The sequence below is a fragment of the Streptomyces atroolivaceus genome (assembly GCF_000717025.1).
Classification (GTDB): domain Bacteria; phylum Actinomycetota; class Actinomycetes; order Streptomycetales; family Streptomycetaceae; genus Streptomyces; species Streptomyces atroolivaceus.
Genome location: NZ_JNXG01000002.1, coordinates 122186 through 147379 on the forward strand (window position 1 = coordinate 122186; position 25194 = coordinate 147379).

A 25194-nucleotide genomic window follows, 5' to 3' on the forward strand; every position below is an offset into this window, starting at 1 on the left:
AGCCCAGTCGCTGGAGGGACGTTACCCCTACGCTCGCGGGGTGATCGACGTTCCGGACGACCTGGTCGTGAATCTGGGTGCCCACAGCGGTGCGGCGGGGCGCGCGTTCGCCGACGCGTTGCCGGAGCTGGCGGAGAGGTTCCTGGCCGGGTGGGGACTGCGCCTCGACGGGGCCGCGATGAGCGGGATGTGCGCGCTGGTGCTTCCGGTGGTGCGGGGGGCGGATGGCCGCAGGGGTGCGCTGAAGCTGCAGATGGTGGACGAGGAGACGGCGGGGGAGCCGGACGCCCTGCGGGTGTGGGGTGCGGCGGGCGCGGGAGCGGTGGGTCTGCTGCAACATGACGCGGCGAGCGGGACGATGCTGCTGGAACGGCTCGATGAGCAGCGGCCGTTGACGGGGGTGGCGGACGCCCGGGAGGCGGTGCGGGTGCTCGCGGAGTCGTTGTCCCGGCTGGTCCGTGTGCCGGCCCCGCCGGGGATGCGGCGGCTGGGGGACGCGGCTGCCCGGATGCTGCAGGAGGCGCCCGGGGCGGCCGGAGGGCTGGCGGACGAGGAGGAGCGGCGGCTGCTGCGGGACTGCGCGGCCGCGGTCAGGGAGGTGGCGGGGGAGCCGGGGGACCGTCTGCTGCACTGGGACCTGCACTACGGCAACGTTCTGGCCGGGCGTGCGGAGGAGGGCCGGGCGGGGGAGTGGGTCGCGCTGGATCCGAAGCCGCTGTCCGGCGATCCGGGGTTCGAGCTGTTCCCGGCGCTGCACAACAGGTTCGACGCCTCCGAGGTGCTGTGGAGGTTCGACCTGCTGTCCGGGGTGCTGGGACTGGACCGGGAACGCGCGCGGGCGTGGACGCTGGGGCGGGTGCTGCAGAACGGGTTGTGGGGGATCCGGGGCGGGGCGCGGCGGCTGCCCGCGGATCATGCGGAGATCGCCCGGCGGTTGCTGGGCCGCAACTGAGGGGCGCGGGGCGGGCCCGCGTGTCTAGGCTGCCCGCATGATTCGTACTGCCACGTCCGAAGACGTTCCTGCCATCTACGCCATGGTCCGTGAGCTCGCCGAGTACGAGAAGGCGCTCGACGAGGCGAACGCCACCGAGGACCAGTTGCGTGAGGCCCTGTTCGGCGAGCGGCCGGCCGCGTACGCCCATGTCGCGGTGTCGGACGACGACGGTGACGTGGTCGGGTTCGCGCTGTGGTTCCTCAACTTCTCCACGTGGCGCGGGGTGCACGGGGTGTATCTGGAGGATCTGTACGTGCGCCCCGAGAGGCGCGGCGGCGGTTACGGGAAGGCGCTGCTGACGGAGCTGGCGCGGATCTGTGTGGAGCGCGGGTACGGGCGCCTGGAGTGGTCGGTGCTGGACTGGAACGCCCCGTCCATCGCGTTCTACGAGTCGCTGGGTGCGCGTCCCCAGGAGGAGTGGACGGTCTACCGGCTGACGGACGGGGCGCTCGCGGAGCTCGGGGCGGCCTGAGCGGGGTCTCGGTACGAGGACGGCCTTGCCCACCGGGCCGCGGGTTTCCAGCTCGCGGCGGGCGGCCACCGCGGTGCGGGTGCGTGGCTGCCGCCTCCACCCTTCGGCCTCAGCTGCGCGCGGGGTCAGGGAGTCCCTGCCGTGCGGGGGGCGTCCGGAGCCGTCCGGCCGAGGAGTTCGACGGCCAGGACCGCCGCTTCGATCCCGCTGTTGAACGCGACCTCGCTGAGGAGGCCCGGGGCGGCGACCTGGTCGCCCGCGAGCAGGATCCCGCCCCCGCGGTCGACGGCGGGCCGGTCGCGCCAGGTGGTGCCGGGTCTGTCGACGGCGCCGGTGCGGCCGGACGCGACTGCCTCGCGGCGCCAGGTGGTGCGGTCACGCCGGCCGGGGAAGCCGAGGTCGAGCAGGTCCTCGGCGCGGCGGACGGCGTCGGCGCGCGGGGTGCCGGGGGCGATCGGGATCTGGGCCTGGACCAGTTGTTCGCCCGGTGGGGCGAGGGCCGGGTCCTGGGCGGTGAACCGTTCGATCCAGCCCGGGGCGTCGAGGTCGGAGATGATGAACGGGTCGCCGCGCCGGGTCCGCAGGGCAAGGTCGAGCAGGGCGGTCCGGCCGCTCTCCCAGGTCAGTGCGGGGTCCTCCAGCAGGGCACGGGCGGAGTCGAGGTGGGTGGCGACGATCACGGGACCGTCGCGCCGGAGGCCGTCCAGATCCCTGGGGCCGATGCGTGTGGCGGTCTCGACGCGTACGCCGAGATCCCGGGCGCGGGAGGCCATCCGGTCGACGAGCCGCGCCCAGCCGCCGACGGGGTAGTGGGCCTCGGGCGGAAGGGCGGTGGCCCGGCGCAGGCGTTCCTGGACGAAGGCGGCGGAGAGTGAGCCGGGGTCGTGGTGGAAGAGGGCCACGCCCATGTAGTGCGCCGCCGCGCGGGCGCCCTCTTCCCCCACCTGGCCGGTGGCCCAGCTGAGGAAGCCGGCGTCGACGGGTGCCGTGCGGGAGCTGCGGCGGGCGAGGCGCAGCATGGCGAGGGGCGGGGTCCTGCGCAGGGCGCCGTCGCGGTGGAAGCGGAAGCGGGTGCCTTCGAGGGGCGGTACGGAGGCGAGAGGGCCGAGGAGTTTCCGGTGTTCGAGCCAGGTCCAGTGCGGTCCGCGGCGGTACAGGGCGTGCGGCCCGTCGTTGGTCAGGTAGGGGCCGTCCGAGGTTCTGGCCCGTCCGCCGAGGGTGTGGTGGGCCTCGTGGAGGGTGACCGGGACCCTGGATTCGGCTGCGGTGACGGCGGCGGTCAGTCCGGCGAGGCCGCCGCCGACGATGTGGATGCGCGGCATGGCTGGGTCTCCTTGCGGTGGGCGCTTCTGCATGGAGGACGGTCCGGCCGGCTGGTTCTGTGACATGGGCGGGGGCGATGCCGGTGGGGTGCGTCCCGCTGATGTCGGTGGTGTCCGACACGATGGGGGGCATGGCACGTACAGGCAACGGGAACAGCAGGGGCGCGGGCGCGAGGAGCGGGATGGCGGAGGCGCGGCGGCCGGAGGTCCGGCTGCCGCCTCTCGTGGCGTACGACGGCGAGGGCCTGGAGCCCGACGGGGACTACGACGGTGTGCGCTTCGAGGAGACGGATCTCGCCGACGCGTCGGGGCCCGGGTCGCGCTTCCTGGACTGTGAGCTGCGCGGCTGTGCCCTGGACCGTGCGGAGCTGGGGCGGGCCAGGTTCATCGACTCGGTGCTGACGGGCGTGCGGGGCGTGGGCACCGATCTCGCGGGGGCATCGCTGCGTGACGTGGAGGTGGTGGACGCGCGGCTGGGCGGGGTGCAGCTCCACGGTGCGGTGCTGGAGCGGGTGCTCGTGCGGGGCGGGAAGATCGACTACCTGAATCTGCGCACGGCACGGCTGAAGGACGTCGTGTTCGAGGGGTGTGTGCTCTCGGAGCCGGATTTCGGGGAGGCCCGGCTGGTGCGGGTGGAGTTCCGGGACTGTGTGCTGAAGCGCGCCGACTTCTCCGCCGTGCGGATGGAGTCCGTGGATCTGCGGACGGTCGCCGAGCTCGACATCGCCCGGGGTGTGGAGCGGCTGGCGGGGGCGGTGATCAGCCCGTCCCAGCTGATGGAGCTGGCTCCGGCGTTCGCGGCGCAGATCGGGGTGCGGGTGGAGGCGTAGGGCCGCCGGGCTTCGTCAGAGGCGGGGGAAACGGGCCTGGAGATCCCAGACGACGGGGTTGTCGGCGAGGCCTTCGTGCATGTCGGCCAGGTCGGCGATCAGGTCGTGCAGGAAATCGCGGGCCTCGCGGCGCAGCAGGGAGTGGCTGAACGTGAGCGGGGGCTCGTCACCGGGCATCCAGTCGGCCTCGACGTCCACCCAGCCGAAGCGTCGTTCGAAGAGCATGCGGTCGGACGATTCGGTGAAGTCGAGCTCGGCGTACTGCTGGCGGTGCGAGCGGTTGCCCCGGGGGTCGCGGTCGATCTGTTCGACGATGTCGCAGAGTGCCCAGGCGAAGTCGAGCACGGGGACCCATCCCCAGGCTGTGGACACTTCCCGGTCGGCCTTGGTGTCGGCGAGGTAGACGTCGCCGGAGAACAGGTCGTGCCGCAGGGCGTGGACGTCCGCGCGGCGGTAGTCGGTCTGCGGGGGGTCCGGGAATCGCCGGGAGAGGGAGTAGCCGATGTCGAGCACGGTCCGATGGTGTCATGCCGCGTGAGCGCCCCGCGCCGTGCGGCGCCCGGGGGCCGCACGGCTACGGGAGCAGCCGTTGTTCCTTGGCGACGGCGACCGCTCCCGCCCGGGTGTCCACCCCGAGTTTCTCGTAGATCCGGCCCAGGTGGGTCTTGACGGTGGCCTCGCTGATGAAGAGGGCACGCGCGATGTCCCGGTTGCCGAGGCCCTGCGACAGCTGGCCGAGGATGTCGCGTTCGCGTTCGGTCAGGGTGGGCCGGGGGCTGCGCATCCGGGCCATGACCCGGCTGGCGACGGGCGGTGAGAGTGTGGTGCGGCCCTGCGCGGCGGCGCGGATCGCGGCGAAGAGCTCCTCCGGGCGTTCGGCCTTGAGCAGGTAGCCGGTGGCTCCCGCCTCGATGGCGCGGGTGATGTCGGCGTCGGTGTCGTACGTGGTGAGGACGAGGACGTGGCCGGTCCCGGCGGCCGCTATGCGGCGGGTGGCTTCGACGCCGTCGATCCCGGGGCCCAGCTGCAGGTCCATCAGGACGACGTCCGGGCCGAGCCTGGCGGCGAGGGCGACGGCTTCCTCGCCGCTGCCCGCCTCGCCCACGACCTCGATGTCGGGTTCGCCGCCGAGGAGGGCGAGCAGTCCGGCCCGTACGACGGCGTGGTCGTCGCAGAGCAGGATCCGTACGGGCGGAGTCATGCGCGTTCCTCCGGGGCGGGTGGGGCGGTTGGGGCGGTGTTGGGGTGGGGCAGGGGCACGGCGGCGGACAGGACCGTGCCTTCGCCCGGTGCCGATTCGACGGTCAGGGTGCCGCCGAGCTGCTGGACGCGGGCCCGCATCGCCGGCAGCCCGTGGCCGCGTACGCCCTCGGGCGGGCGGGACGCCGGCCGGCCGGCGTCGAAGCCCCGCCCGTCGTCGGCGATGTCGAGGACGACCCGGTCGCCGAGGTGGGTCAGGGTCAGCGCGGCGACGGTGGCCTCCGCGTGCTCGGTGACGTTCGCGAGGGCGCCCTGCGCGATCCGTAGCAGCGCCGACTGCACCCGGTCGGGGAGCGCGGCGGCCGGGACGCCCTCCACATGGCAGCGGACGGTGAGGCGGCCGCGTGCCTGGGAGGTCTCCCGGGTGGCGAGCGCGTGCAGGGCCGCTTCCAGTCCGCCGCCTTCCGCCAGGTCGGCCGGGGCGAGGTCGTGCACGAAGCGGCGGGCCTCGGCGAGGTTGCGTTCCGCGATGCCGGTCGCCGTCAGGACGTGGCGCCGGGCGGTGGCCGGGTCGGTGTCCCAGGAACGGTCGGCCGCCTGGAGCAGCATCTGCTGGCTGGAGAGGCCCTGCGCGAGGGTGTCGTGGATCTCCATGGACAGCCGCTGGCGTTCGGCGAGGGTCCCTTCCCGGCGTTCGGTGGCGGCCAGGTCCCTCCGGGTGCGCAGCAGGTCGTCGATCAGCTCCCGCTGACGTGCGGCCAGGTCCCGCTGGCGTACGGCCTGCCGCTGCATGTGGACGAAGACGGCGGTGGCGACGGCGGCGACGGCGGGCGGGGCGAGGACGAGGTTCGGGTCGAAGCCGGTGGCGAGCCGGAGCTGGGCGGCGACGACGAACACGGTGAGCAGGGCGACGAGTGCCAGGGCGGCGCGTGGCGGCAGGATCCGCAGTCCCGTGTAGAAGAGCGGAACCGCGCACCACGCGAAGCTCGGCGCGAGGACGACGAGGACCATCCACACCACGACCAGGACGCCCAGCCAGGTCAGCCGGCGGGGAGTGGGGCGGGAGCCGAGCACCGGGCCCAGGAGGTACAGCACGGCGAGTACGGCCGACAACGCGATGATCCAGGGGGTCCGGGTCTCGCCGGGGTGGCGCATCAGGAAGCGCGTGAGCGAGGCGCCGAGCAGCAGGAAGAACGCGGCGTGCATGAGGAGGGCCATCCACCGGGCGTCGGGGTCGCCCGTGGTGCCCGGTGGGTCCGTGGTGCCCAACCGGTGCGCGGTGTCCGGCGGGTCCGTCGGCGCCGGCCGCCGTGCGTCCGGCTCGCTCGCGTTCCGCCGCACCTCGTACCCCGCGCTTCCTCGACCATGACCTGCGCTGCCGCATCACCGCGCTGCTGCTGACCTGCGCGGACACCCCATGGTCACCCGCCGGGGCCACCTCCGCATCAACCGATCGGCTGACGGAGCGGTCGGCCGACGCGGGTGCCGCTTCCAGCCGGTACGCCGACGGCTCGGGCACGGGACCGGCCGGAGGATCGATAGCGGAAGCCGAACGGTTCGAGGCCGAGCCGAAATCACCCGAGGAGACCACCATGAAGAAGATGTCGCTGCGCACCCGTGTCCTGACCGGTGCCGTCGCCGCCGCAGCCCTCGGCGCCGGTACGTTCGGCGCGATGTCCGCGAACGCGTCCGCCCCCGCGGCCGCGCCCGCCGCCGCCGTGAAGGCCGACGCCTCCGACCGGAACCTCCAGCAGTCCACCCACCTGACCGTCGCCGCCGCCACCAAGGCCGCGCAGGCCGCACTGGACGCCGCGAAGAAGGAGAACCAGCGCATCTCGGTGGCCGTCGTGGACCGCAACGGCAACACGCTCGTCACCCTGCGCGGCGACGGTGCGGGCCCGCAGTCCCCCGAGTCCGCCGTGAAGAAGGCGTACACCGCCGTCTCCTGGAACGCGCCCACCTCCGAGCTGGTCGAGCGCCTGGAGCAGGCCCCGAACCTGAAGGACATCCCGGGCACCCTGTTCCTGGCGGGCGGGGCCCCGGTGCAGGCCAAGGGAGCCCCGGTCGCGGGCATCGGCGTGGCGGGAGCCCCCAGCGGCGCCCTGGACGAGAAGTTCGCCGCCGCGGGCGTCGCGGCCGTCTCGAAGTAGTCGGGGCCGGGGTCACCCGCCGGGCCCGCAAGCAGAAACCCGCAGGCCGCCCGACGCCTCGTCAGGGGCCGGCTGACGGCGCACCGGCACGGCAACGCCCCGACGGACTACTTCACCGCGTACGCCGAGAAGGCCTCCGGCCCGGATCTGACGGAGCTGTGGGACACCTGGCTGGACGGCGGGAGCCGGCCTCCCGGAGGCCGACCGGCGACGCACGGGAGCCCCCGGCCGACCGGAGTCGGGCGGGGGCTCCCGTGAAGAGCCGTGACGTCAGAGGTTGACGCCGAAGTCCTGGGCGATGCCGCGCAGGCCCGAGGCGTACCCCTGGCCGACCGCGCGGAACTTCCACTCGGCGCCGTTGCGGTAGAGCTCGCCGAAGACCATGGCGGTCTCGGTGGCGGCGTCCTCGCTGAGGTCGTAGCGGGCGATCTCGGTGCCGCCGGCCTGGTTGATGATGCGGATGAAGGCGTTCCGCACCTGGCCGAAGTTCTGGCTGCGGGCTTCGGCGTCGTAGATGGAGACCGGGAAGACGATCTTGTCGATGTCCGCCGGGAGGCCCGCGAGGTTGACGTTGATCTGCTCGTCGTCGCCCTCGCCCTGGCCCGTGACGTTGTCACCGGTGTGGACGATGGTCTGGTCCGGCGTCGCCTTGTTGTTGAAGAAGACGAAGTGGCCGTCGGAGTAGACCTTGCCGGCCGGGTTCACCGCGATCGCCGAGGCGTCGAGGTCGAAGTCGGTGCCGGTGGTGGTGCGGACGTCCCAGCCGAGGCCGACCGTGACGGCGGTCAGGCCCGGGGCCTCCTTGGTGAGCGAGACGTTGCCGCCCTTGGACAGGCTTACAGCCATGGGAAGTCCCTTTCCTCGTCATGTGCGGGCTTCGTGCCATCACGAAAGCTACCGTCACCCGTCCTAACGCAGACAAGAGACCACGAGGTTCCTGCTCGCTTTACTTTCTTTGCCGAACTTCTGGCCGAACGCTCGCAAAACAAGGTGACGAACCGGTCGTGGGCCGGGGAACATGGGTGTCATGTCCGGGCCCTATGTCATCCGCGGTTCGGTCTCCCTGCCGGAGGCCGAACTCATGTGGCGTTTCTCGCGGTCCTCCGGGCCCGGCGGGCAGCACGTCAACACGAGCGACTCCCAGGTGGAGCTCCGCTTCGACCTCGTGGCCACCGAATCGCTGCCCGAGGTGTGGAAGGCCCGCGCGGTCGAGCGGCTCTCGGGCCGGCTGGTCGGCGGCGTCGTGTCCGTACGCGCCTCGGAGCACCGCTCCCAGTGGCGCAACCGCGAGACGGCCGCCGTGCGGCTCGCCGCGCTCCTGGCCGAGGCCACGGCGCCGCCGCCCAAGCCGCGCCTCAAGAAGAAGATCCCGCGCGGCATCAACGAGCGCCGGCTGCGGGAGAAGAAGCAGCGGGGCGACACGAAGCGCGGGCGGTCCGGCCGGGACTGGTGAAACCCGGGCGGTCCGGCCGGGACCGGTGAAACCGGGTGCTCCGGCCGGGGCCGGCGGGAGCGCGTCGCGCACGGCGGTGGCGTACGGGTCAGCCGAGCTGCCGGTAGCGGCCCTTGAAGTACGTCAGGGGCTCGCCGTCCGAGCTCGGCAGTGACGCGGTCAGCACCCGTCCGATCACCAGGGTGTGGTCGCCGGCCGGGACGCGCTGCTCCGTGCGGCACTCCAGGGTGGCCAGCGCCCCGCCCACCAGGGGCGCTCCGGTGACCTCGCCGCGTATGCAGGGGATGTCCTCGAACAGCAGCCGGTCGCTGATCCGTCCCTTCATGGCGAACCGCCCGGCGATCTGCCGCTGGTCCTGCGTCAGCACCGACACCGCCCACAGGGGCTGTTCGGCCAGCAGGTCGTCCATGCGTGAGTCGTTGCGCAGGCTCACCATGACCAGCGGCGGATCCAGGGAGACCGACATGAACGCGGTCGCCGTCATCCCGACGTCCTCGCCCCGGCCGTGCTCGTCGAGCGGTGGCTCCTCGGCGGTGATCAGCACCACGCCGGCGGCCAGGCGGGACAGGGCGGCGCGGAATTCGTCGTTGCTCACCCCTTCAGGATGGGGGACGGCTTCGGGGCGCGGGGCGGGGGGAGTCTTCTGCAGCACACCGGGCACGGTAGTGCCGCGGGGCGCGGCCTCGCATCGGGCCAGGGGACCAGCCGGGTCCTAGGACTCCGGAACCACCCGTACCGCTTTGCGTTCGGCAAGCAACGGGAGCCCCAGGGGGTGTTTCGGCCAGTCTTTACCATCTGTTGTGACTTGAGTCACAGAGAGCAATATTTGTTGACCCTGTGTACCGGGTGCACAGCTCACTGTGATTCAGTGGCCGGGACAGTGCAACAAGTACGTCGATATGAAACCTGGAGTTGCTGTCGAGGTCTCAGGGAGTGCGAGCAATGGAGGCCGAGTCGGAGCCGTACGTCCGTCTTGCGACCATGCGGCAGTTGCACCAGGCCGTCGCTGATCTCAACACGGCGCGGAGCCTGGCGGACACGCTGCAGTCCGTGGCCGACGGCATCGTCACCGGTCTCGGTTACGAGCTGGGCTGTGTGAACCTCGTCCGCCCCGACGGTGATCTCGTCGTCGCCGCTTTCGCCGGCAACAGTGCCGCGGAAGCCCTGATCACCGGCCGTGTCGGCTCCCGTGAGTCCTGGGAGCGCAGGCTGTCCATGGGCGAGGAGTGGGACGAGCTCCGGTTCATACCCCACACCGAGGGCTGGGTGCTCCTCGACGACGACGTACCGCAGTGGCACACCGAAGGGCCGGAGCCCCGTTTCGAGGACGAGTGGCACCCCCTGGACCGCCTCTACGCCCCCATGTACGCCTCCGGCGGAGGTCTGGACCTCCTGGGTGTCATCTCGGTCGACAGGCCGCGCAACGGCCGCCGGCCCGGCGCCTGGGGGCGTGAGGCCCTCCAGATGTACGCCTCCCAGGCGGCCATTGCGATCAGTAACGCCCGCCTCCGAGCAAACATGCAGCGCGCCCTGGTCAGGCTCGAACGCGAACAGCAGGCGCTGCGGGCCAGTGAGGAATCCTTCCGCCAGGCGTTCGAGTACGCCCCCAGCGGCATGGCCATCGCCGAGATGGGCGGTGACCAGCACGGCAGGCTGCTGCGCACCAACGACGCGCTCTGCCGGCTCCTGGGGCGCCCCGCCTCCGTCCTGCGGCGCTACTCCTTCGCCGACCTCGTCCACCCCGAGGACATCGGCACCCTGCTCCGCACGTCCGCCGAGGGAGGCCGGGCGGAGCTGCGGCTGGGGCGCAGGGACGGGACGTATCTCTGGGTCTCGCTGCGCAACTCCGTGGTCGCCGACACCACCGACGGCCCGCGCTTCCTCCTCACCCATGTCGAGGACATCGAGGAGCGCAAGCGCAACGAGCTGAACCTCGCGCACCGCGCCTCGCACGACGCGCTCACCGGCCTGCCGAACAGCGCCGAGCTGCGCTCCCGGCTCAGCGCGCGGCTGTGTGAGAGGCCTCACTCGGTCACCTCCTCGGCGATCGAGGCGCTGGACGCGGCGTACGGCGACAGCTCGGTGCACGGCTACCGGATGGACGGCTACGAGGGCGAGGTCGCGCCGGGTGTCGGCCCCTACGACCACCATGTGCACATCGCGGCGCCCGACCCGGACCACGACGACGGGACCAAGGGGCTCGCGGTGCTCTTCTGCGACCTCGACGGCTTCAAGTCCATCAACGACCGCTTCGGGCACCACGCGGGTGACGCGGTTCTCATCGAGGTCGCCCGGCGGCTCACGACCTGCGTACGGGACGGTGACACCGTCGCGCGGCTCGGGGGTGACGAATTCGTCGTCCTCGCGGACGGTCTCGGGGCGGCAGATGCCGCGGATCTGGCCGTACGCTTGCGTAACGCCATCATTCCGCCCATCAGGGTGGACGGCCGGGCAGTCAGGGTCGGGGCGAGTTTCGGTATCGGCTGGGCCGAGTGCGGCATGACGGACGAAGAGGTCCTGCACTCCGCCGACCAGCGGATGTACGTGGAGAAGCGGTCCCGATCGAAGGTTCACCGCAGAGCCGGCTGACGTTCACGCCCTGGCTGTCCCCGTACACCGCCCGGTTTTCCGGGGGGCCGAAGGCAATTCGACGCGTGCTCCGTTCGGGGTAGGCTCGGCCGGTCGGCGACGGCTGGCGACATGGTGAGGAGTGACCCAGGGATGACGGCCGGAAACAACGGCGCGAGCAAGCCCGAGGACGACGATCCGTTCGGCTATCTGTACGAGGACGGCAGGGCGGCAGGCGCACAGCCGCCCGGACAGAGTGGTTACGGCTACCCCGGTCCGGCCTCGCAGCCCGGCGTGCCCAGAACGTCGTACAACCAGGTGCGGACGGTAGGCGAGCGCCAGTACGGGCAGGTCCCGCCGCAGCAGGCCTACGGTCAGCAGCAGCCGCAGTACGGCCAGCAGCCCCAGCAGTACGGCCAGCCGAACCCGCAGTACGCGGCGCCGGAGACCTACCCCGGCGGCGCGGTGACCGCGCAGCACGGGTCGGTGCCGAACGGCGGCGGCAGGAACGGCGGCTCCGGCCGTGGCGGTCCGAACACGAAGGCGCTGCTGATCGCGGCCGTCGCCGTGGTCGCGGTGGTGCTCATCGGCATCGGTGCCGCGCTGATGACGGGCGACGACAGCGAGGGCAAGAAGGACGAGGCCGGTTCGTCGGCGGGTCCGGCCGACGAGGTCGAGGAGTCCCCGGAGCCGGAGAAGTCCACGAAGCCGTCCCAGGAGCCCGTCGACCTGCCCGAGCAGGACGCGGCGACGCTGTCGCTCGGGGGTACCGCCTCCCTGGACAACACCGTCAAGGGCGCCAAGAGCGCGAACGGCCAGTACATCAGCCTCAACGAGGTCGGCCGGTCGGCCACCTGGACGGTCGACGTGCCGGAGAGCGGCGCGTACACGCTGTACGTGACCTACGGCGTGCCGGGCAGGGACGCCAAGACGTCCCTCACGGTCAACGACGAGGCCCCCCGCTCGATCAACATGAAGAACTTCGCGCGCGCCGCGGAGGGCGACCTGGAGAAGGGCTGGACGAACACGTACGCGTACGTGCAGCTCAAGGAGGGGTCGAACACACTGATGCTCTCGTGCAACGAGGGTGACTCGTGTGACGCCAACCTCGACCAGCTGTCGCTGAAGTCGGGCCACGTCAAGGGCTGACCCGCTGCCGCAGGAACCAGTACCACCGTCGTCCCGGTCATCGCCCAGCGAGCCGGGACGCGGTGTTTCCGGACGCCCCTGGGAACGGCCGGGCGCCCCCGCCCGGCCGGGAGCCGGAGGACGCTCAGGCGGCCGGTGTCTGCTGTTCCACGGTGACGCGGGCCAGCAGGTCCTCGTAGGCCGCGCGGTCGAACTCGCCGGCCGCGGGGGCCATCACGGTCGCCGTCGACAGGGCCACGGCGCGGGCCAGCCGTTCCGGCCAGCCCAGCCCTTCGGCGAGGGCGGAGAGCAGCCCGGCCACCGCGGAGTCGCCCGCACCCGTCGGATTGCCCCGCACGGCGGACGGCGGTGCGGCCCGCCAGACGCCCTCGGGGGTGACGGCGATGAGCCCGTCCGCGCCCAGGGACGCGACGACACTGCGCGCGCCCCGGCGGCGGGCGTCGTGGGTGGCGCGCAGGGGTTCGCGGGCGCCGGTGAGCTGGGCGAGTTCGGCGGCGTTCGGCTTGACCAGGTCGGGGCGGGCGGCGATGCCGCGGCGCAGGGGTTCGCCGCCGGTGTCCAGGAGGACGGGTACGCCGGCGGCGCGGGCGAGCCGTATGAGTTCCGCGTACGCGCCCACGTGGATGCCGGGCGGCAGGCTGCCGCAGAGGGCGACGGCCTCGGCCCGGGGCAGCAGTTCGCCGAAGGTTTGGAGGAAGGCCGCCCATTCGTCGGCGCCGATGTGCGGACCGGGTTCGTTGAGCTGGGTGGTGTCACCGGTGGAGCCGTCGACGACGGCGACGGTGCGGCGGGTGTTCCCGGAGACCGCGACCAGCGCGTCGACGGGGCCGTGGGGGAGCGCGCCGAGCAGGTCGCGCAGGACGGCACCGGTGGCACCTCCGGCGAAGCCGGTGACCACCGTTTCGTGGCCCAGGGCGGACAGCACCCGGGCCACGTTGACGCCCTTGCCGCCGGGGCGTTCGGCCACGGCGTGGATCTTGTGGCTCGTGTGCGGGACCAGGGCGGGGACGGCGTACGTCAGGTCGAGTGCCGTGTTCAGCGTGACGGTCAGTATCACCTGCACCGGCCCCCGGTTCCTTGGTAGTCCGTCCACGCGCCGTCTCCCTGCGGCGCTGACCTGGTGATCATGCCAAAAAGGCGGCGGCCGCCCCAGGGCCCCGGGACAACCGCCGTCTCTTCGTTACGTGTTCGACAGGGCGCCGGAAGGTGGCGCACCGTCACCCGAGGCGGGGCTCCACGATCCACTCGCCCCGGCGCATGACGCCCTCGACCGTGAAGTCGGGTCCCAGGACCACCAGATCGGCGTCCTTGCCCGGATCCAGCGAACCGACCCTGTCGTACAGGCCGAGGAGCCGGGCCGGGTTGGCGGAGATGGAGCGGACGACGTCGTCGACGGGGATCCTGTCGATCGTCACGGCCCTGCGGAACGCGGTGTCCAGGGTGAGGGTGGAGCCCGCGATCGAGCCGCCCTCCACGAGACGTGCGACACCGTCCTTGACCTCGACGGCGAGCGGTCCGAGCTCGTAGTGGCCGTCGCCCGAGCCGGCCGCGTCCATGGCGTCCGTGATCAGCGCGACCCGGTCGGCGCCGGCGTGGTGGTAGGCGAGCTCCAGGGCTGCGGGGTGCAGATGCGTACCGTCGTTGATCAGCTCGACGGTGATCCGCTCGTCCTCCAGGAGGGCCGTGACCGGTCCCGGGTCGCGGTGGCCGATGGGGGGCATCGCGTTGAAGAGGTGCGTGGCGACGGTGGCCCCCGCGTCGATCGCCTCGACGGTCTGCTCGTACGTCGCGTCCGTGTGGCCGACCGCGGCGATCACCCCGTGCTCGGCGAGCAGCCGTACGGAATCGATGCCGCCGGGGAGTTCGGTGGCGAGGGTGACCATCCTGGCGCTGCCGCGCGCCGCGTCGAGCAGCTTGCGGACCTCGGCGGGGTCGGGGTCGCGGAGGAGTTCCTCGCTGTGGGCGCCCTTGCGGCACGGGGAGATGAAGGGGCCTTCGAAGTGGATGCCGGCGAGCTCGCCCTGCTCGACCAGCTCGGAGAGCATCCCGGCCTGGCGGGCCAGGAAGTCCATGTCCCCGGTGACGGTGGAGGCGACGACGGTCGTCGTGCCGTGTTCGCGGTGCGCCCGGACTCCGGTCAGGACGTCCTCGGCGGTGCCGGTGGCGAAGGACGCGCCGCCGCCGCCGTGGTTGTGCATGTCCACGAACCCGGGGACCACCCAGTGGCCCGAGAGGTCCACGGTCCGGGCGCCGTCCTGCGTACTGCCGGCGATCCGGGTGCCCTCGACGATCACCCGGCCGTTCTCGACGGTGCCGGTGGGAAGCACCACCCGGGCGCCTGCGAGAACGGTGCTGTCTGCGCGTCCGGCCATCAGGCGGATACCTCCGTGGAGAGTAGATCCCAGGCGAGCAGCCCTGCGCCCAGGCATCCGGCGGTGTCCCCGAGGGCCGCCGGGACGATGTGAGGCAGCTTCTGGAACGTGACCCGTTCCTCGACGGCCGCACGCAGTGGTGTGAACAACGTTTCCCCTGCCTCGGCAAGACCGCCACCGATGATGAGTGTGCGGGGGTCCAGCAGAGTGAGCGCGGTGACCAGTCCGGCGGCCAGCGCGTCGACGGCGTCCTGCCACACGCGCCGCGCAGCAGGGTCGCCCGAGGCGACGGCCTTCGCACAGTCCGCGGCGTCCGCGCCGGGGTCTCCGGACGCGGCGGCCCAGGCCCTGGAGACGGCGGCTGCCGAGGCGAGGGTCTCCAGGCAGCCGCGCTGACCGCATCCGCAGTCCGGGCCGTCCGGCCGGACCACGACGTGGCCGATCTCGCCCGCGTAGCCGTGGGCGCCCGCCTCGATGGTGCCCCCGATGCCGATGGCGCCGGCGATCCCGGTGCCCAGCGGTACGAACAGGAAGCGGTCAGCGCCCTTGCCGGCGCCGATCCGTCCTTCGGCGAGGCCGCCGGTGCGGACGTCGTGGCCGAGTGCGACCGGTATGCCGCCGAGCCGTTCGCCGATCAGTTTCCGCAGGGGCAGGTCGCGCCAGCCCAGATTGGCGGCGTAGACGGCGATCCCGCGTTCCGCGTCGACGATGCCGGGCACGGCCACGCCCGCGGCGACGGCGCCTTCACCGAGGCGCTCCTCGCCGTAGGCGTACAGATCCGCGGCGAAGCCCAGGATCGTCTCCACGACGGCGTCGGCGCCGCGGTCCCTGCCCGTGGCCCGGCGCGCCTCGTGGAGCAGGGTGCCGTCGGCCCCGACCAGAGCGGCCTTCATTCCTGTGCCGCCCACATCGAGGGCGATGACGTGTCTCACGGAAGACAGTTTCGCCCGTCGACCCCTAAAAGGTCTAGTCCACTATCGAGGTTTGTTGAGCATCCATACAAAACGGCCCTGCTAGATTGCCGAATCGATACACCGGTGGTGTAGACCTCCGTGTGGACGTGAGGCAGGATCGCGGGTCCGTCGCCTGAGGGCGGCATCCGCGTCGAACGACGTAGGGGTGGACAGGGCTGTGCAGCGGCGCTTTGTGGGTTTGACCGCGGTAGTGGCCGCACTCGGCATGACGGTGACGTTGTCCGGGTGCGCTTCGGACGACGGAGGCGGCGACGTCACGCTGCGGCTGGTGGCGGCCGACTACGGCACCGGTGCGGAGAACACCTCCAAGAAGTACTGGGACGACGTCGCCGTGAAGTTCGAGAAGGCCAACCCCGGCATCGACGTCGACGTCAGCGTCTACTCCTGGAAGGACGTCGACCGCGAGGTCGCCGAGATGGTGAAGGCCGGCAAGGCCCCCGACATCGCGCAGATCGGGGCGTTCGCCGACTACGCGCAGGCGGACAAGCTCTACACCGCCGACGAGATGATCGCCATCCGCACCGGGTCCAACTTCCTGCCGTCGCTCACCTACGCCGGCGAGGTCGACGGCAAGCTGTACGGCCTTCCGTTCGTGGCCAGCACCCGGCTCCTCTTCTACAACAAGGGCCTCTTCGACAAGGCGGGCCTCGGGGCCCCGCAGACCCGGGACGACATCAGGAGCGACGCCGCCGCGCTCAAGAAGAGCGGCGTGACCTACCCCTTCGCCCTGCCGCTCGGCCAGGAGGAGTCCCAGGCCGAGACCTTGATGTGGCTGCTCAGCGGAGGCGGCGGATACACCGACGAGGTCGGCAACTACGACATCGACTCCCCTGCCAACGTGGCGACCTTCCAGTGGCTCCAGAACGACCTCGTCGGCAAGGGCCTCACCGGACCCGTCGCCCCCAAGGAGCTCGACCGGGCCAAGGCCTTCGACGCGTTCACCAAGGGTGAGGTGGGCATGCTCAACGGCCACCCGACGCTGATGCAGGAGGCCGAGAAGAAGGGCATCGAGGTCGGCATGGTCCCGCTGCCCGGGATCGACGGGCCGACCAAGGGCTCGATGGGCGTGGCCGACTGGATGATGGGCTTCAAGCAGAACGGCCACCGGGTGGAGATAGGCAAGTTCCTCGACTTCGCCTACAAGGACGAGAACGTGCTGGCCTTCGCCGACCAGTACGACCTGCTTCCCGTGACCAGCAGCGCGTCCCTCGCGATGGAGGCGGACAGCAGGCACGAGCCGCTGCACGAGTTCCTGGCGGCGCTGCCGAACTCGCAGCTGTACCCCTTCGGCAAGACGTCGTGGGCCCAGGTCAGCGAGTCGATCAAGGAGAAGATCGGCTCAGCGGTCGAGCCCGGCGCCAGCCCGGAGAGCGTACTCGTGCAGATCGCGTCCCAGGCCCGGCAGGCGGAGAGCGCGGAGTAGGTAGGTTGGCCGACATGACCGCCCACCCCCCGGACCCCGCCGACGCCCCGCTCACCGGTCAGGAACGCGCGGTGCTGGCCCTGGAGCGGCGCTCCTGGCCGGGACCGGGTGCGAAGGAACGGGCGGTCCGGGAAGAGCTGGGAATCTCGCCGGTCCGCTACTACCAGCTGCTCAACGCGCTCCTGGACGACCGCCGGGCGCTGGAGGAGGACCCCGTCACGGTGAACCGCCTGCGGCGGGTCCGCGAGGCCAGGCGCGACCGCCGCTGAGACGTGATCCGTCCGGCGGACGGCGGCGCGCCGTGCCGGAGGCACGGGCAGCGGTCCCGGGGCGGGCCCCGGGGCCCGGCACCCGCGCGGCGGGCATGACCCCAGGGGCCCGGGAGCCGGAAGCGGGGCGGCGGGCAGGGGCCCCGGGGTCACGCGGCGCGGCGGGCATGACCCCAGGGGCCCGGCACCCGCGCGCCGCCGCGGCCCGCCCGCTACGCTCACCCGCATGGGCAATCCGGCACATCCCCTCCCGACCCCGTCCACCCAGGCCGGCCGCGAAGGCCTCGCCGCACTCCTCGCCCGCCCCTCCCGCGCGGTCGTCGCACTGGACTTCGACGGCACGCTCGCCGACATCGTCCCGGACCCGGAACAGTCCCGGGCCCACCCTCACGTCGTCCCCGCGCTGTCCGCGCTGGCTCCCCGGGTCGCCGCCGTCGCCGTGATCACCGGCCGTCCGGCCCGCACCGCCGTTCGGTACGGCGGCTTCGCCGGGGTGGCGGGCCTGGACCACCTCGTCGTCCTCGGCCACTACGGGGCCGAACGCTGGGACGCCGCCACCGGATCCGTCCACGCCCCCGCCCAGGACCCCGGCGTCGAAGCCGTCCGGGCGGAGCTCCCTGCCGTGCTGGCGGAGGCGGGCGCCGACAGCGGCACCTGGATCGAGGAGAAGGGCCGCGCGGTCGCCGTGCACACCCGCCGCGCCGCCGACCCGCAGGCCGCCTTCGAGGCCCTGCGCGCCCCGCTGGCCGGCCTCGCGGCCCGGCACGGCCTGATCGTCGAACCGGGCCGCCTGGTGCTGGAACTGCGGCCGTCGGGCATGGACAAGGGAGTGGCGCTGGAGGAGTACGTGAAGGAGACCGGCGCCGAGACGGTGCTGTACGCCGGCGACGACCTCGGCGACCTCGCGGCGTACGCCGCCGTGGAGAAGCTCCGCACCCGGGGCATCGCCGGGCTGCTGGTGTGCAGCGGCACCGAGGTACCCGAACTCGCCGAGCGCGCCGACCTGTTGCTACCGGGCCCGGCAGCGGTGGCGGACCTGCTCCACACCCTGGCCCGGCGGCTCACCCAGGGCTAGGGGTCTCCTTCAGCGCGTCCAGCTGGTCCAGGAACCACTGCTGCGGCGGCAGTGCGGTCGCCGCGGCGGCCAGGCGCTTCGAGCGGGCGGCCCGCTCGTCGGGGTCCATCGTGAGCGCCTCGTGCAGCGCCGCCGCCGTGGCGGAGACGTCGTACGGGTTGACCACGATCGCGTCCTCGCCCAGCTCCTCGTACGCCCCCGCCTCCCGGGAGAGCACCAGGGCGCAGCCGTGGTCCGAGACGACCGGGACCTCCTTGGCCACCAGGTTCATGCCGTCGCGGATCGGGTTGACCAGTGCCACGTCCGCCAGCCTGTACGCCGCCAGGGAGCGGGCGAAGTCGTCGTCGACGTGGAGCAGGACCGGGGTCCAGCCCTCCGTGCCGTACTCCGCGTTGATGGCGTCCGCGACGCGCTGGACCTCCGCCGTGTAGTCGCGGTAGACCGTGAGGTCCTGCCGCGAGGGGTAGGCGAAGGCGATGTGCACCACGCGCTCGCGCCATTCGGGGCGCTCCTCCAGCAGCGCCCGGTAGGCGTGCAGCCCGCGGACGATGTTCTTCGAGAGCTCGGTGCGGTCCACCCGCACGATCGTGCGCCGGTCCGCGCCCACCTGTTCCCGCAGGAGCTCCATGCGCTCGTCCACGTCCGCCTCGCGGGAGCGGCGGCGCAGGAAGTCGGCGTCCGCGCCCAGCCCGTGCACCCCGATCCGGGTGCCGCCGGTGCCGCCGAGGATCTCCGTGCAGCAGCTGATGAAGGCGTCCGCCCAGCGGCGGGTGAGGAAGGCGGCGCGGTCGGCGCCCAGGATGCCGTTGAGCAGCTGCTCGCCGATGTCGTCGGGGAGCAGCCGGAAGTAGTCGACGGGGGCCCACGGGGTGTGCGAGAAGTGCCCGATCCTCAGGTCAGGGCGGAGCTCGCGCAGCAGGCCGGGGACCAGTGAGAGGTGGTAGTCCTGGACCAGGACGGCGGCGCCCTCGGCCGCCTCCTGGGCGAGTGCCTCCGCGAAGGCCCGGTTGTACGCCTCGAAGGAGGCCCACTGCCGGCGGAACTCCGCGTCGAAGACGGGCTCCAGCGGTGTCTGGTAGATCATGTGGTGGACGAACCAGAGCACCGAGTTGGCGATGCCGTTGTACGCGTCCGCATGGACCCCGGCGTCGATGTCGAGCATCCGGACGCCGGGCTCGGACACACCGCGCCGGACCGCCTCGCGGTCACCGTCGCTGAGTGCGGCGCACACCCACAGCTTGTCGTCGACGGCGCTGAGGCCGGAGACGAGCCCGCCCCCGCCCCGTTTCGAGTCGAGCGTGCCGTCCTCCCGCCGGGTGTACGACACCGGACCGCGGTTGGACGCGACGAGGACCTGGGCAGCGTGCTCGGAGACCATGTACCCGAACCTAGCCCGTTCGGCCAGCCGCCAAACGTGAAGGGTGGGGGATGCCCGGCACGAGGAGCCGTCACGCCGCTCTGCGCGCGGCGTACTCCGCGATGTCCCGCATCGGCGGCCTCTCCTCCGTGTCCACCGCATGGGTGTGCGGGACGAATCCGGAGGGCCCCCGCTCGAACTGGGTGATCTCGGGCCGTACGAGCGGCCCCCGGGAGAGCCTCAGCTGCGCCGTGCGGTAGATGGTGGCCGCCATCCGGCCGAGGGCCTGGCCGTCCTGGTGGCGGTGCCTGCGTACGCCCACGTCGACCTGGGCCAGCGCGTCCAGGCCGACCGTGTGCAGCGCGTCGACGAGGAGGCCCAGCTCCACTCCGTAACCGACCGGGAAGGGGAGCCGCTCCAGCAGCGAGCGCCGCACCGCGTATTCGCCGCCCAGCGGCTGGACGAAGCCGGCCAGGAGGGGCCAGTGCAGATTGAGCAGCGGACGGGCCACCAGCTCGGTCACCCGGCCACCCTGGCCCGCGGTTTCGCCCAGCGGCCGGTCGTACATGGCCTTCACGAACTGGACCGAGGGGTCGGTCAGCAGCGGGCCGACGATCCCGGAGACGAAGTCCGCGGAGAAGTCCTTGAGGTCCGCGTCGACGAAGCAGACGACATCCCCGCTGGTCACCATCAGTGACCGCCACAGGACCTCGCCCTTGCCGGGGAGGGCGGGGATCCGGGGGAGTACCGCGTCCCGGTGCACGACCCGGGCGCCCGCCCGCCGTGCGGCTCCGGCGGTGTCGTCGGCCGATCCGGAGTCGATCACCACCAGCTCGTCGACGAGCTGGACCTTCTCCATCAGCTCGCGCCGGATCTCCGTGACGATCGCGCCGACCGTGGCCTCCTCGTTCAGCGCGGGCAGGACGACGCTCACGCGCGAGCGGTGCGGATCCCTCGCCCGCGCGGCCGTCAGCCGGTCGAGCGGGCGGTCGGCGGCGGACCAGGAACGCCTGGTCAGCCAGCGTTCCACCTCTTCCAGCACGGTCGGTACTCCCTGTATGTGATCCATCTCGCGGGTCGGACGACTATCTCAACCGTCCAGTGCTTCGGTTACAGTCTTGAACAACGCGGATGGCCCTCGCATGTCGGGGTCGGTCCGCGGACAAACGCCCGGATCCATGGTCCGGTGCCATAGCGCTCATCCAGAGGGACTGAGGGAACGGCCCGTTGAAGTCCCGGCAACCCTCCTGCCGACCGCGAGGTCACGGTGGGGAAGGTGCCAATTCCGTCTTGTGGCGAAATACGTCGCAAGGAAGATGAGGAGAAAGGGCCTCCGCCATCATGGCCGTGCAGACAGTTGTAGCGAACACCAATTCTTCCGCCGTGGACCTCGGTCCCGCATCGGCGCTTTCCTGCCGCGAATGCGGCGAGCGTTTCGAGCTCGGTCCGATCTTCGCCTGTGCGTCCTGTTTCGGGCCGCTCGAGGTGGCGTACGACCTGCCGAGCGGCTCCCCCGAAGAGCTGAAGAAGCGCATCGCCGAGGGACCGAACAACATCTGGCGCTACGCGCCGCTGCTGCCCGTCCCCTCCGACGTCGCGGACAAGCCCAACATCAACCCCGGTTTCACGAAGCTGGTCAAGGCCGACAACCTCGCCCGCGAGCTGGGCGTGACCGGCGGCCTGTACGTCAAGGACGACTCCGGCAACCCGACGCACTCCTTCAAGGACCGTGTCGTCGCCATCGCCGTCGAGGCCGCCCGCGCCTTCGGATTCACCACCCTCTCCTGCTCCTCCACCGGCAACCTCGCCGGTGCGGTGGGTGCCGCCGCGGCCCGCGCCGGCTTCCGGTCCTGCGTGTTCATCCCGCACGACCTGGAGCAGGGCAAGGTCGTCATGGCCGCGGTGTACGGCGGCGAGCTGGTCGGCATCGAGGGCAATTACGACGACGTCAACCGCTTCTGCTCGGAGCTCATCGGCGACCCGCTCGGCGAGGGCTGGGGCTTCGTCAACGTCAACCTCCGCCCGTACTACGGCGAGGGTTCCAAGACCCTGGCGTACGAGATCTGCGAGCAGCTCGGCTGGCAGCTGCCCGACCAGCTCGTCATCCCGATCGCGTCCGGCTCGCAGCTCACCAAGATCGACAAGGGTCTCCAGGAGCTGATCAAGCTCGGCCTCGTCGAGGACAAGCCGTACAAGATCTTCGGCGCCCAGGCCGAGGGCTGCTCTCCGGTGTCCACCGCCTTCAAGGCCGGCCACGACGTCGTGCGCCCGCAGAAGCCGAACACCATCGCCAAGTCCCTGGCGATCGGCAACCCTGCCGACGGCCCGTACGTCCTGGACATCGCCCGGCGCACCGGTGGTGCGGTGGAGGACGTCAACGACGAGCAGGTCGTCGACGCGATCAAGCTGCTGGCCCGTACCGAGGGCATCTTCGCGGAGACCGCGGGCGGGGTGACGGTCGGCGTGACGAAGAAGCTGATCGACGCCGGTCTGCTCGACCCGTCGCTGACCACCGTCGTCCTGAACACCGGCGACGGGCTGAAGACGCTCGACGCGGTCGCCCCCACGACCGGCCTGTCGGCGACGATCCGGCCCAGCCTGGACGCGTTCCGCGACGCGGGCCTCGCCGCCGCCAACTGACCACCCGAGACCGAAGGAAGGCACCCACATGAGCGTCAAGGTCCGTATCCCCACCATCCTCCGCACCTACACGGGCGGTCAGGCCGAGGTCCCGGCCGAGGGTGCGACCCTCTCCGAGGTCATCGCGTCCCTGGAGCAGAACCACCCGGGCATCGGTGCCCGCGTCCTGGACGACCAGGGCAAGCTGCGCCGCTTCGTCAACGTGTACGTCAACGACGACGACGTGCGCTTCGAGGGCGGCCTGGACGCGAAGACCCCGGACGGCGCCGGTGTCTCGATCATCCCGGCCGTCGCCGGAGGCTGATCGCCGCACGGTCACGGGCCCGCTCGGCTGCCCGAATGCACAGCGTGAACAGAATGGCCCCCTCCGCGAGAGAAGCGGAGGGGGCCATTCTGCATGGTTGAGCACGGTACAGTTGGGGAAGTCCCCGCAGCTGCCCGTGCCGCCCGCATATGAGAATGCGCCCGGCCGCGACAAGAAGCAGCCAAAGTACGTGAACCCCTTGCGGCATAAGCGGCCTTTGTCAGGCCCGACTTGCCCTGGAATCCCATGAATTCCTCCTATGCGTGCGGTCACGTGTGCCCAGAATTCTCGTCCGATTGACCTGTTGCAGAGGGCAGTTGGGCAGATACATTCGGCCGCGGTCGACGCGTTCCGGCGCACGCCACCCTCTCCTGTCGGAGGGTGAGTTCTGACCCGGGCCCGCGAAGTGCGGTCTCGTGCAAGGGCCAGTAATAGGGGAGTTAGGCATGGCTCAGGGCACCGTCAAGTGGTTCAACGCGGAGAAGGGGTACGGCTTCATCGCGGTCGACGGTGGTGCGGATGTTTTCGTCCACTACAGCGCGATCCAGATGGACGGGTACCGCACCCTCGAAGAGGGTCAGCGAGTTGAATTCGAGATCTCGCAGGGCCAGAAGGGGCCGCAGGCGGACATGGTCAAGCTCGCCGTCGGCTGAGCTCGGCGCGGTCGGCCAACGACACCACTCACACACGTGAGGCCCGCACTCCCACCGGAGTGCGGGCCTCACGTGCGTCCCCGTCCCTCCCGGAGGTTGTCCACAACCGGGGGGTGAAGCTTGCACTCGCGGGGGTCGAGTGCTAATCATTGGCGTTAGCACTCTCCAGGTGAGAGTGACAGAATTTGGACCGGGCCGGTGAGGCCCGCAGGCACGGTGGGGCAAGGAACCACCGAGCACGCTGGCCGTCCGTCGCGGGCGCCTCTCGGTCCGGAGAAATCCACCCCTGTCCGGGAGGACCACTTCACATGGCCAAGATCATCGCGTTCGACGAGGAGGCACGGCGCGGTCTCGAGCGCGGGATGAACCAGCTCGCCGACGCCGTCAAGGTCACCCTCGGCCCGAAGGGCCGTAACGTCGTCCTCGAGAAGAAGTGGGGCGCGCCCACGATCACCAACGATGGTGTTTCCATCGCCAAGGAGATCGAGCTCGAGGACCCGTACGAGAAGATCGGTGCGGAGCTGGTCAAGGAGGTCGCCAAGAAGACGGACGACGTCGCCGGCGACGGTACGACCACCGCCACCGTTCTCGCTCAGGCGCTCGTCCGCGAGGGCCTGCGCAACGTCGCCGCGGGTGCCAACCCGATGGCTCTGAAGCGTGGCATCGAGAAGGCCGTCGAGGCCGTCTCCGCCGCTCTGCTGGAGCAGGCGAAGGACGTGGAGACCAAGGAGCAGATTGCTTCGACGGCCTCCATCTCCGCTGCCGACACCGAGATCGGCGCCAAGATCGCCGAGGCGATGGACAAGGTCGGCAAGGAAGGCGTCATCACCGTCGAGGAGTCCCAGACCTTCGGTCTGGAGCTCGAGCTCACCGAGGGTATGCGCTTCGACAAGGGCTACATCTCGGCGTACTTCGCCACCGACATGGAGCGTATGGAGACGTCGTTCGACGACCCGTACATCCTGATCGTCAACTCCAAGATCAGCAACGTGAAGGACCTCCTTCCGCTGCTCGAGAAGGTCATGCAGTCGGGCAAGCCCCTGCTGATCATCGCGGAGGACGTCGAGGGCGAGGCTCTGTCGACGCTGGTCGTCAACAAGATCCGTGGCACCTTCAAGTCCGTCGCCGTCAAGGCTCCGGGCTTCGGTGACCGCCGCAAGGCCATGCTCGGCGACATCGCCATCCTCACCGGTGGCACCGTCATCTCCGAGGAGGTCGGCCTCAAGCTGGAGAACGCCGGCGTCGACCTGCTCGGCACCGCGCGCAAGGTCGTCATCACCAAGGACGAGACGACCATCGTCGACGGTGGCGGCGACAGCGACCAGGTTCAGGGTCGCGTCAAGCAGATCCGTGCCGAGATCGAGAACTCCGACTCGGACTACGACCGCGAGAAGCTCCAGGAGCGCCTCGCGAAGCTGGCCGGCGGCGTGGCCGTCATCAAGGCCGGCGCCGCCACCGAGGTGGAGCTCAAGGAGCGCAAGCACCGCATCGAGGACGCGGTGCGCAACGCCAAGGCCGCCGTCGAGGAGGGCATCGTCGCCGGTGGTGGCGTGGCTCTGCTCCAGGCCTCGGCCGTCTTCGAGAAGCTCGACCTGACCGGTGACGAGGCCACGGGCGCCAACGCCGTGAAGCTCGCCCTGGAGGCCCCGCTCAAGCAGATCGCCGTCAACGGTGGTCTCGAGGGTGGCGTCATCGTCGAGAAGGTGCGCAACCTGCCGATCGGTCACGGCCTCAACGCCGCGACCGGCGAGTACGTCGACATGATCGCCGAGGGCATCATCGACCCGGCGAAGGTCACGCGCTCCGCTCTGCAGAACGCCGCCTCCATCGCCGCGCTCTTCCTCACCACCGAGGCCGTCATCGCCGACAAGCCGGAGAAGGCCTCTGCGGCCGCTCCGGGCGGCATGCCGGGCGGTGACATGGACTTCTGATCCTCGGATCAGCAGCTCCAGGCAGTACCCGCAGTATCCGTACGACGCCGGCCCCCGG

General features: G+C 71.4%; 25 protein-coding genes and 1 riboswitch. Of the genes, 14 read left to right on the forward strand and 11 right to left on the reverse strand.

Annotation, left to right across the window (positions count from 1 at the left end):
- Positions 1-40 precede the first annotated feature (40 nt).
- The gene (locus OO67_RS03760; RefSeq protein ID WP_033297155.1) at positions 41-952 is read left to right on the forward strand and encodes an aminoglycoside phosphotransferase family protein; all 912 of its coding nucleotides are present in this window, start codon (positions 41-43) and stop codon (positions 950-952) included.
- A gap of 37 nt (positions 953-989) precedes the next feature.
- Entirely contained in the window at positions 990-1466 is a 477-nt protein-coding gene (locus OO67_RS03765; protein WP_033297157.1) for a GNAT family N-acetyltransferase, read from the forward strand.
- Positions 1467-1591: 125 nt separating this feature from the next.
- Here the strand turns inward: OO67_RS03765 and OO67_RS03770 are convergent, their stop codons facing one another.
- Entirely contained in the window at positions 1592-2788 is a 1197-nt protein-coding gene (locus OO67_RS03770; protein WP_033297159.1) for an FAD-dependent oxidoreductase, read from the reverse strand.
- A gap of 131 nt (positions 2789-2919) precedes the next feature.
- Here OO67_RS03770 and OO67_RS03775 point away from each other — a divergent pair, with 131 nt between their 5' ends.
- Entirely contained in the window at positions 2920-3618 is a 699-nt protein-coding gene (locus OO67_RS03775; protein ID WP_382055271.1) for a pentapeptide repeat-containing protein, read from the forward strand.
- A gap of 15 nt (positions 3619-3633) precedes the next feature.
- Here OO67_RS03775 and OO67_RS03780 read toward each other — a convergent pair whose 3' ends face one another.
- From OO67_RS03780 to OO67_RS03790, 3 genes are all read right to left on the reverse strand, one after another.
- A complete protein-coding gene (locus OO67_RS03780) occupies positions 3634-4131 on the reverse strand; it encodes a hypothetical protein (RefSeq protein ID WP_033297163.1) in 498 nt (165 codons plus the stop codon).
- A 61-nt stretch (positions 4132-4192) separates the two neighbouring features.
- The gene (locus OO67_RS03785) at positions 4193-4819 is read right to left on the reverse strand and encodes a response regulator (protein WP_033297166.1); all 627 of its coding nucleotides are present in this window, start codon (positions 4817-4819) and stop codon (positions 4193-4195) included.
- On the reverse strand, positions 4816-6036 hold the full coding sequence (locus tag OO67_RS03790) for a histidine kinase (RefSeq protein WP_078597753.1): 1221 nt from the start codon (positions 6034-6036) through the stop codon (positions 4816-4818). Before OO67_RS03790 ends, OO67_RS03785 begins: the two co-directional genes overlap by 4 nt.
- A gap of 374 nt (positions 6037-6410) precedes the next feature.
- Here OO67_RS03790 and OO67_RS03795 point away from each other — a divergent pair, with 374 nt between their 5' ends.
- Complete coding sequence (locus OO67_RS03795; RefSeq protein WP_033298653.1) at positions 6411-6968, forward strand: GlcG/HbpS family heme-binding protein; 558 nt, start codon at positions 6411-6413, stop codon at positions 6966-6968.
- A 270-nt stretch (positions 6969-7238) separates the two neighbouring features.
- Here the strand turns inward: OO67_RS03795 and OO67_RS03800 are convergent, their stop codons facing one another.
- Positions 7239-7814: a TerD family protein gene (locus tag OO67_RS03800; protein ID WP_033297170.1), complete on the reverse strand. Its 576-nt coding sequence runs from the start codon at positions 7812-7814 to the stop codon at positions 7239-7241.
- Positions 7815-7986: 172 nt separating this feature from the next.
- Between OO67_RS03800 and arfB the strand changes: the two genes are divergently transcribed.
- Positions 7987-8421: an alternative ribosome rescue aminoacyl-tRNA hydrolase ArfB gene (gene arfB, locus OO67_RS03805; RefSeq protein ID WP_033297172.1), complete on the forward strand. Its 435-nt coding sequence runs from the start codon at positions 7987-7989 to the stop codon at positions 8419-8421.
- Positions 8422-8509: 88 nt separating this feature from the next.
- Here the strand turns inward: arfB and OO67_RS03810 are convergent, their stop codons facing one another.
- Entirely contained in the window at positions 8510-9016 is a 507-nt protein-coding gene (locus OO67_RS03810) for a flavin reductase family protein (protein ID WP_033297174.1), read from the reverse strand.
- A 347-nt stretch (positions 9017-9363) separates the two neighbouring features.
- Between OO67_RS03810 and cdgB the strand changes: the two genes are divergently transcribed.
- Positions 9364-11010 carry a diguanylate cyclase CdgB gene (gene cdgB, locus OO67_RS03815; protein WP_033297176.1) on the forward strand — a complete coding sequence of 549 codons (1647 nt, stop codon included), beginning with the start codon at positions 9364-9366 and terminating at the stop codon, positions 11008-11010.
- 132 nt (positions 11011-11142) lie between these two features.
- Complete coding sequence (locus tag OO67_RS03820) at positions 11143-12138, forward strand: carbohydrate-binding protein (protein ID WP_033297178.1); 996 nt, start codon at positions 11143-11145, stop codon at positions 12136-12138.
- 124 nt (positions 12139-12262) lie between these two features.
- Here the strand turns inward: OO67_RS03820 and OO67_RS03825 are convergent, their stop codons facing one another.
- From OO67_RS03825 to OO67_RS03835, 3 genes are all read right to left on the reverse strand, one after another.
- Positions 12263-13195 carry a 1-phosphofructokinase family hexose kinase gene (locus OO67_RS03825; protein WP_033298654.1) on the reverse strand — a complete coding sequence of 311 codons (933 nt, stop codon included), beginning with the start codon at positions 13193-13195 and terminating at the stop codon, positions 12263-12265.
- Between the two features lie 160 nt (positions 13196-13355).
- Entirely contained in the window at positions 13356-14510 is a 1155-nt protein-coding gene (gene nagA / locus OO67_RS03830; protein ID WP_033297179.1) for an N-acetylglucosamine-6-phosphate deacetylase, read from the reverse strand.
- Positions 14510-15403, reverse strand: a complete 894-nt coding sequence (locus OO67_RS03835; RefSeq protein ID WP_244300079.1) for an ROK family protein — start codon at positions 15401-15403, stop codon at positions 14510-14512. The genes nagA and OO67_RS03835 overlap by 1 nt, the downstream gene beginning before the upstream one ends.
- A 226-nt stretch (positions 15404-15629) precedes the next feature.
- On the opposite strand from OO67_RS03835, the gene OO67_RS03840 reads away from it, so the two are divergent.
- From OO67_RS03840 to otsB, 3 genes are all read left to right on the forward strand, one after another.
- The gene (locus OO67_RS03840; RefSeq protein WP_106972702.1) at positions 15630-16907 is read left to right on the forward strand and encodes an ABC transporter substrate-binding protein; all 1278 of its coding nucleotides are present in this window, start codon (positions 15630-15632) and stop codon (positions 16905-16907) included.
- Positions 16908-16921: 14 nt separating this feature from the next.
- Complete coding sequence (locus OO67_RS03845; RefSeq protein ID WP_033297186.1) at positions 16922-17176, forward strand: DUF3263 domain-containing protein; 255 nt, start codon at positions 16922-16924, stop codon at positions 17174-17176.
- 226 nt (positions 17177-17402) lie between these two features.
- Positions 17403-18251, forward strand: a complete 849-nt coding sequence (otsB, locus tag OO67_RS03850; protein WP_033297189.1) for a trehalose-phosphatase — start codon at positions 17403-17405, stop codon at positions 18249-18251.
- Here otsB and OO67_RS03855 read toward each other — a convergent pair.
- Both OO67_RS03855 and OO67_RS03860 read right to left on the reverse strand, forming a co-directional pair.
- Entirely contained in the window at positions 18238-19629 is a 1392-nt protein-coding gene (locus OO67_RS03855; RefSeq protein WP_033297191.1) for an alpha,alpha-trehalose-phosphate synthase (UDP-forming), read from the reverse strand. The two genes, otsB and OO67_RS03855, sit on opposite strands and share 14 nt — an antisense overlap.
- A gap of 70 nt (positions 19630-19699) precedes the next feature.
- The gene (locus OO67_RS03860; RefSeq protein WP_033298655.1) at positions 19700-20650 is read right to left on the reverse strand and encodes a glucosyl-3-phosphoglycerate synthase; all 951 of its coding nucleotides are present in this window, start codon (positions 20648-20650) and stop codon (positions 19700-19702) included.
- Between the two features lie 153 nt (positions 20651-20803).
- A riboswitch (SAM riboswitch) is annotated at positions 20804-20931 on the forward strand.
- 18 nt (positions 20932-20949) lie between these two features.
- On the opposite strand from OO67_RS03860, the gene thrC reads away from it, so the two are divergent.
- The 4 genes from thrC to groL all read left to right on the forward strand — a co-directional run bounded on the left by thrC (position 20950) and on the right by groL (position 25136).
- Positions 20950-22248: a threonine synthase gene (thrC, locus tag OO67_RS03865; protein ID WP_033297193.1), complete on the forward strand. Its 1299-nt coding sequence runs from the start codon at positions 20950-20952 to the stop codon at positions 22246-22248.
- A gap of 28 nt (positions 22249-22276) precedes the next feature.
- On the forward strand, positions 22277-22552 hold the full coding sequence (locus OO67_RS03870; protein ID WP_033297195.1) for a MoaD/ThiS family protein: 276 nt from the start codon (positions 22277-22279) through the stop codon (positions 22550-22552).
- 446 nt (positions 22553-22998) lie between these two features.
- On the forward strand, positions 22999-23205 hold the full coding sequence (locus tag OO67_RS03875; RefSeq protein ID WP_003967346.1) for a cold-shock protein: 207 nt from the start codon (positions 22999-23001) through the stop codon (positions 23203-23205).
- A gap of 308 nt (positions 23206-23513) precedes the next feature.
- A complete protein-coding gene (gene groL, locus OO67_RS03880) occupies positions 23514-25136 on the forward strand; it encodes a chaperonin GroEL (protein ID WP_033297197.1) in 1623 nt (540 codons plus the stop codon).
- Positions 25137-25194 lie beyond the last annotated feature (58 nt).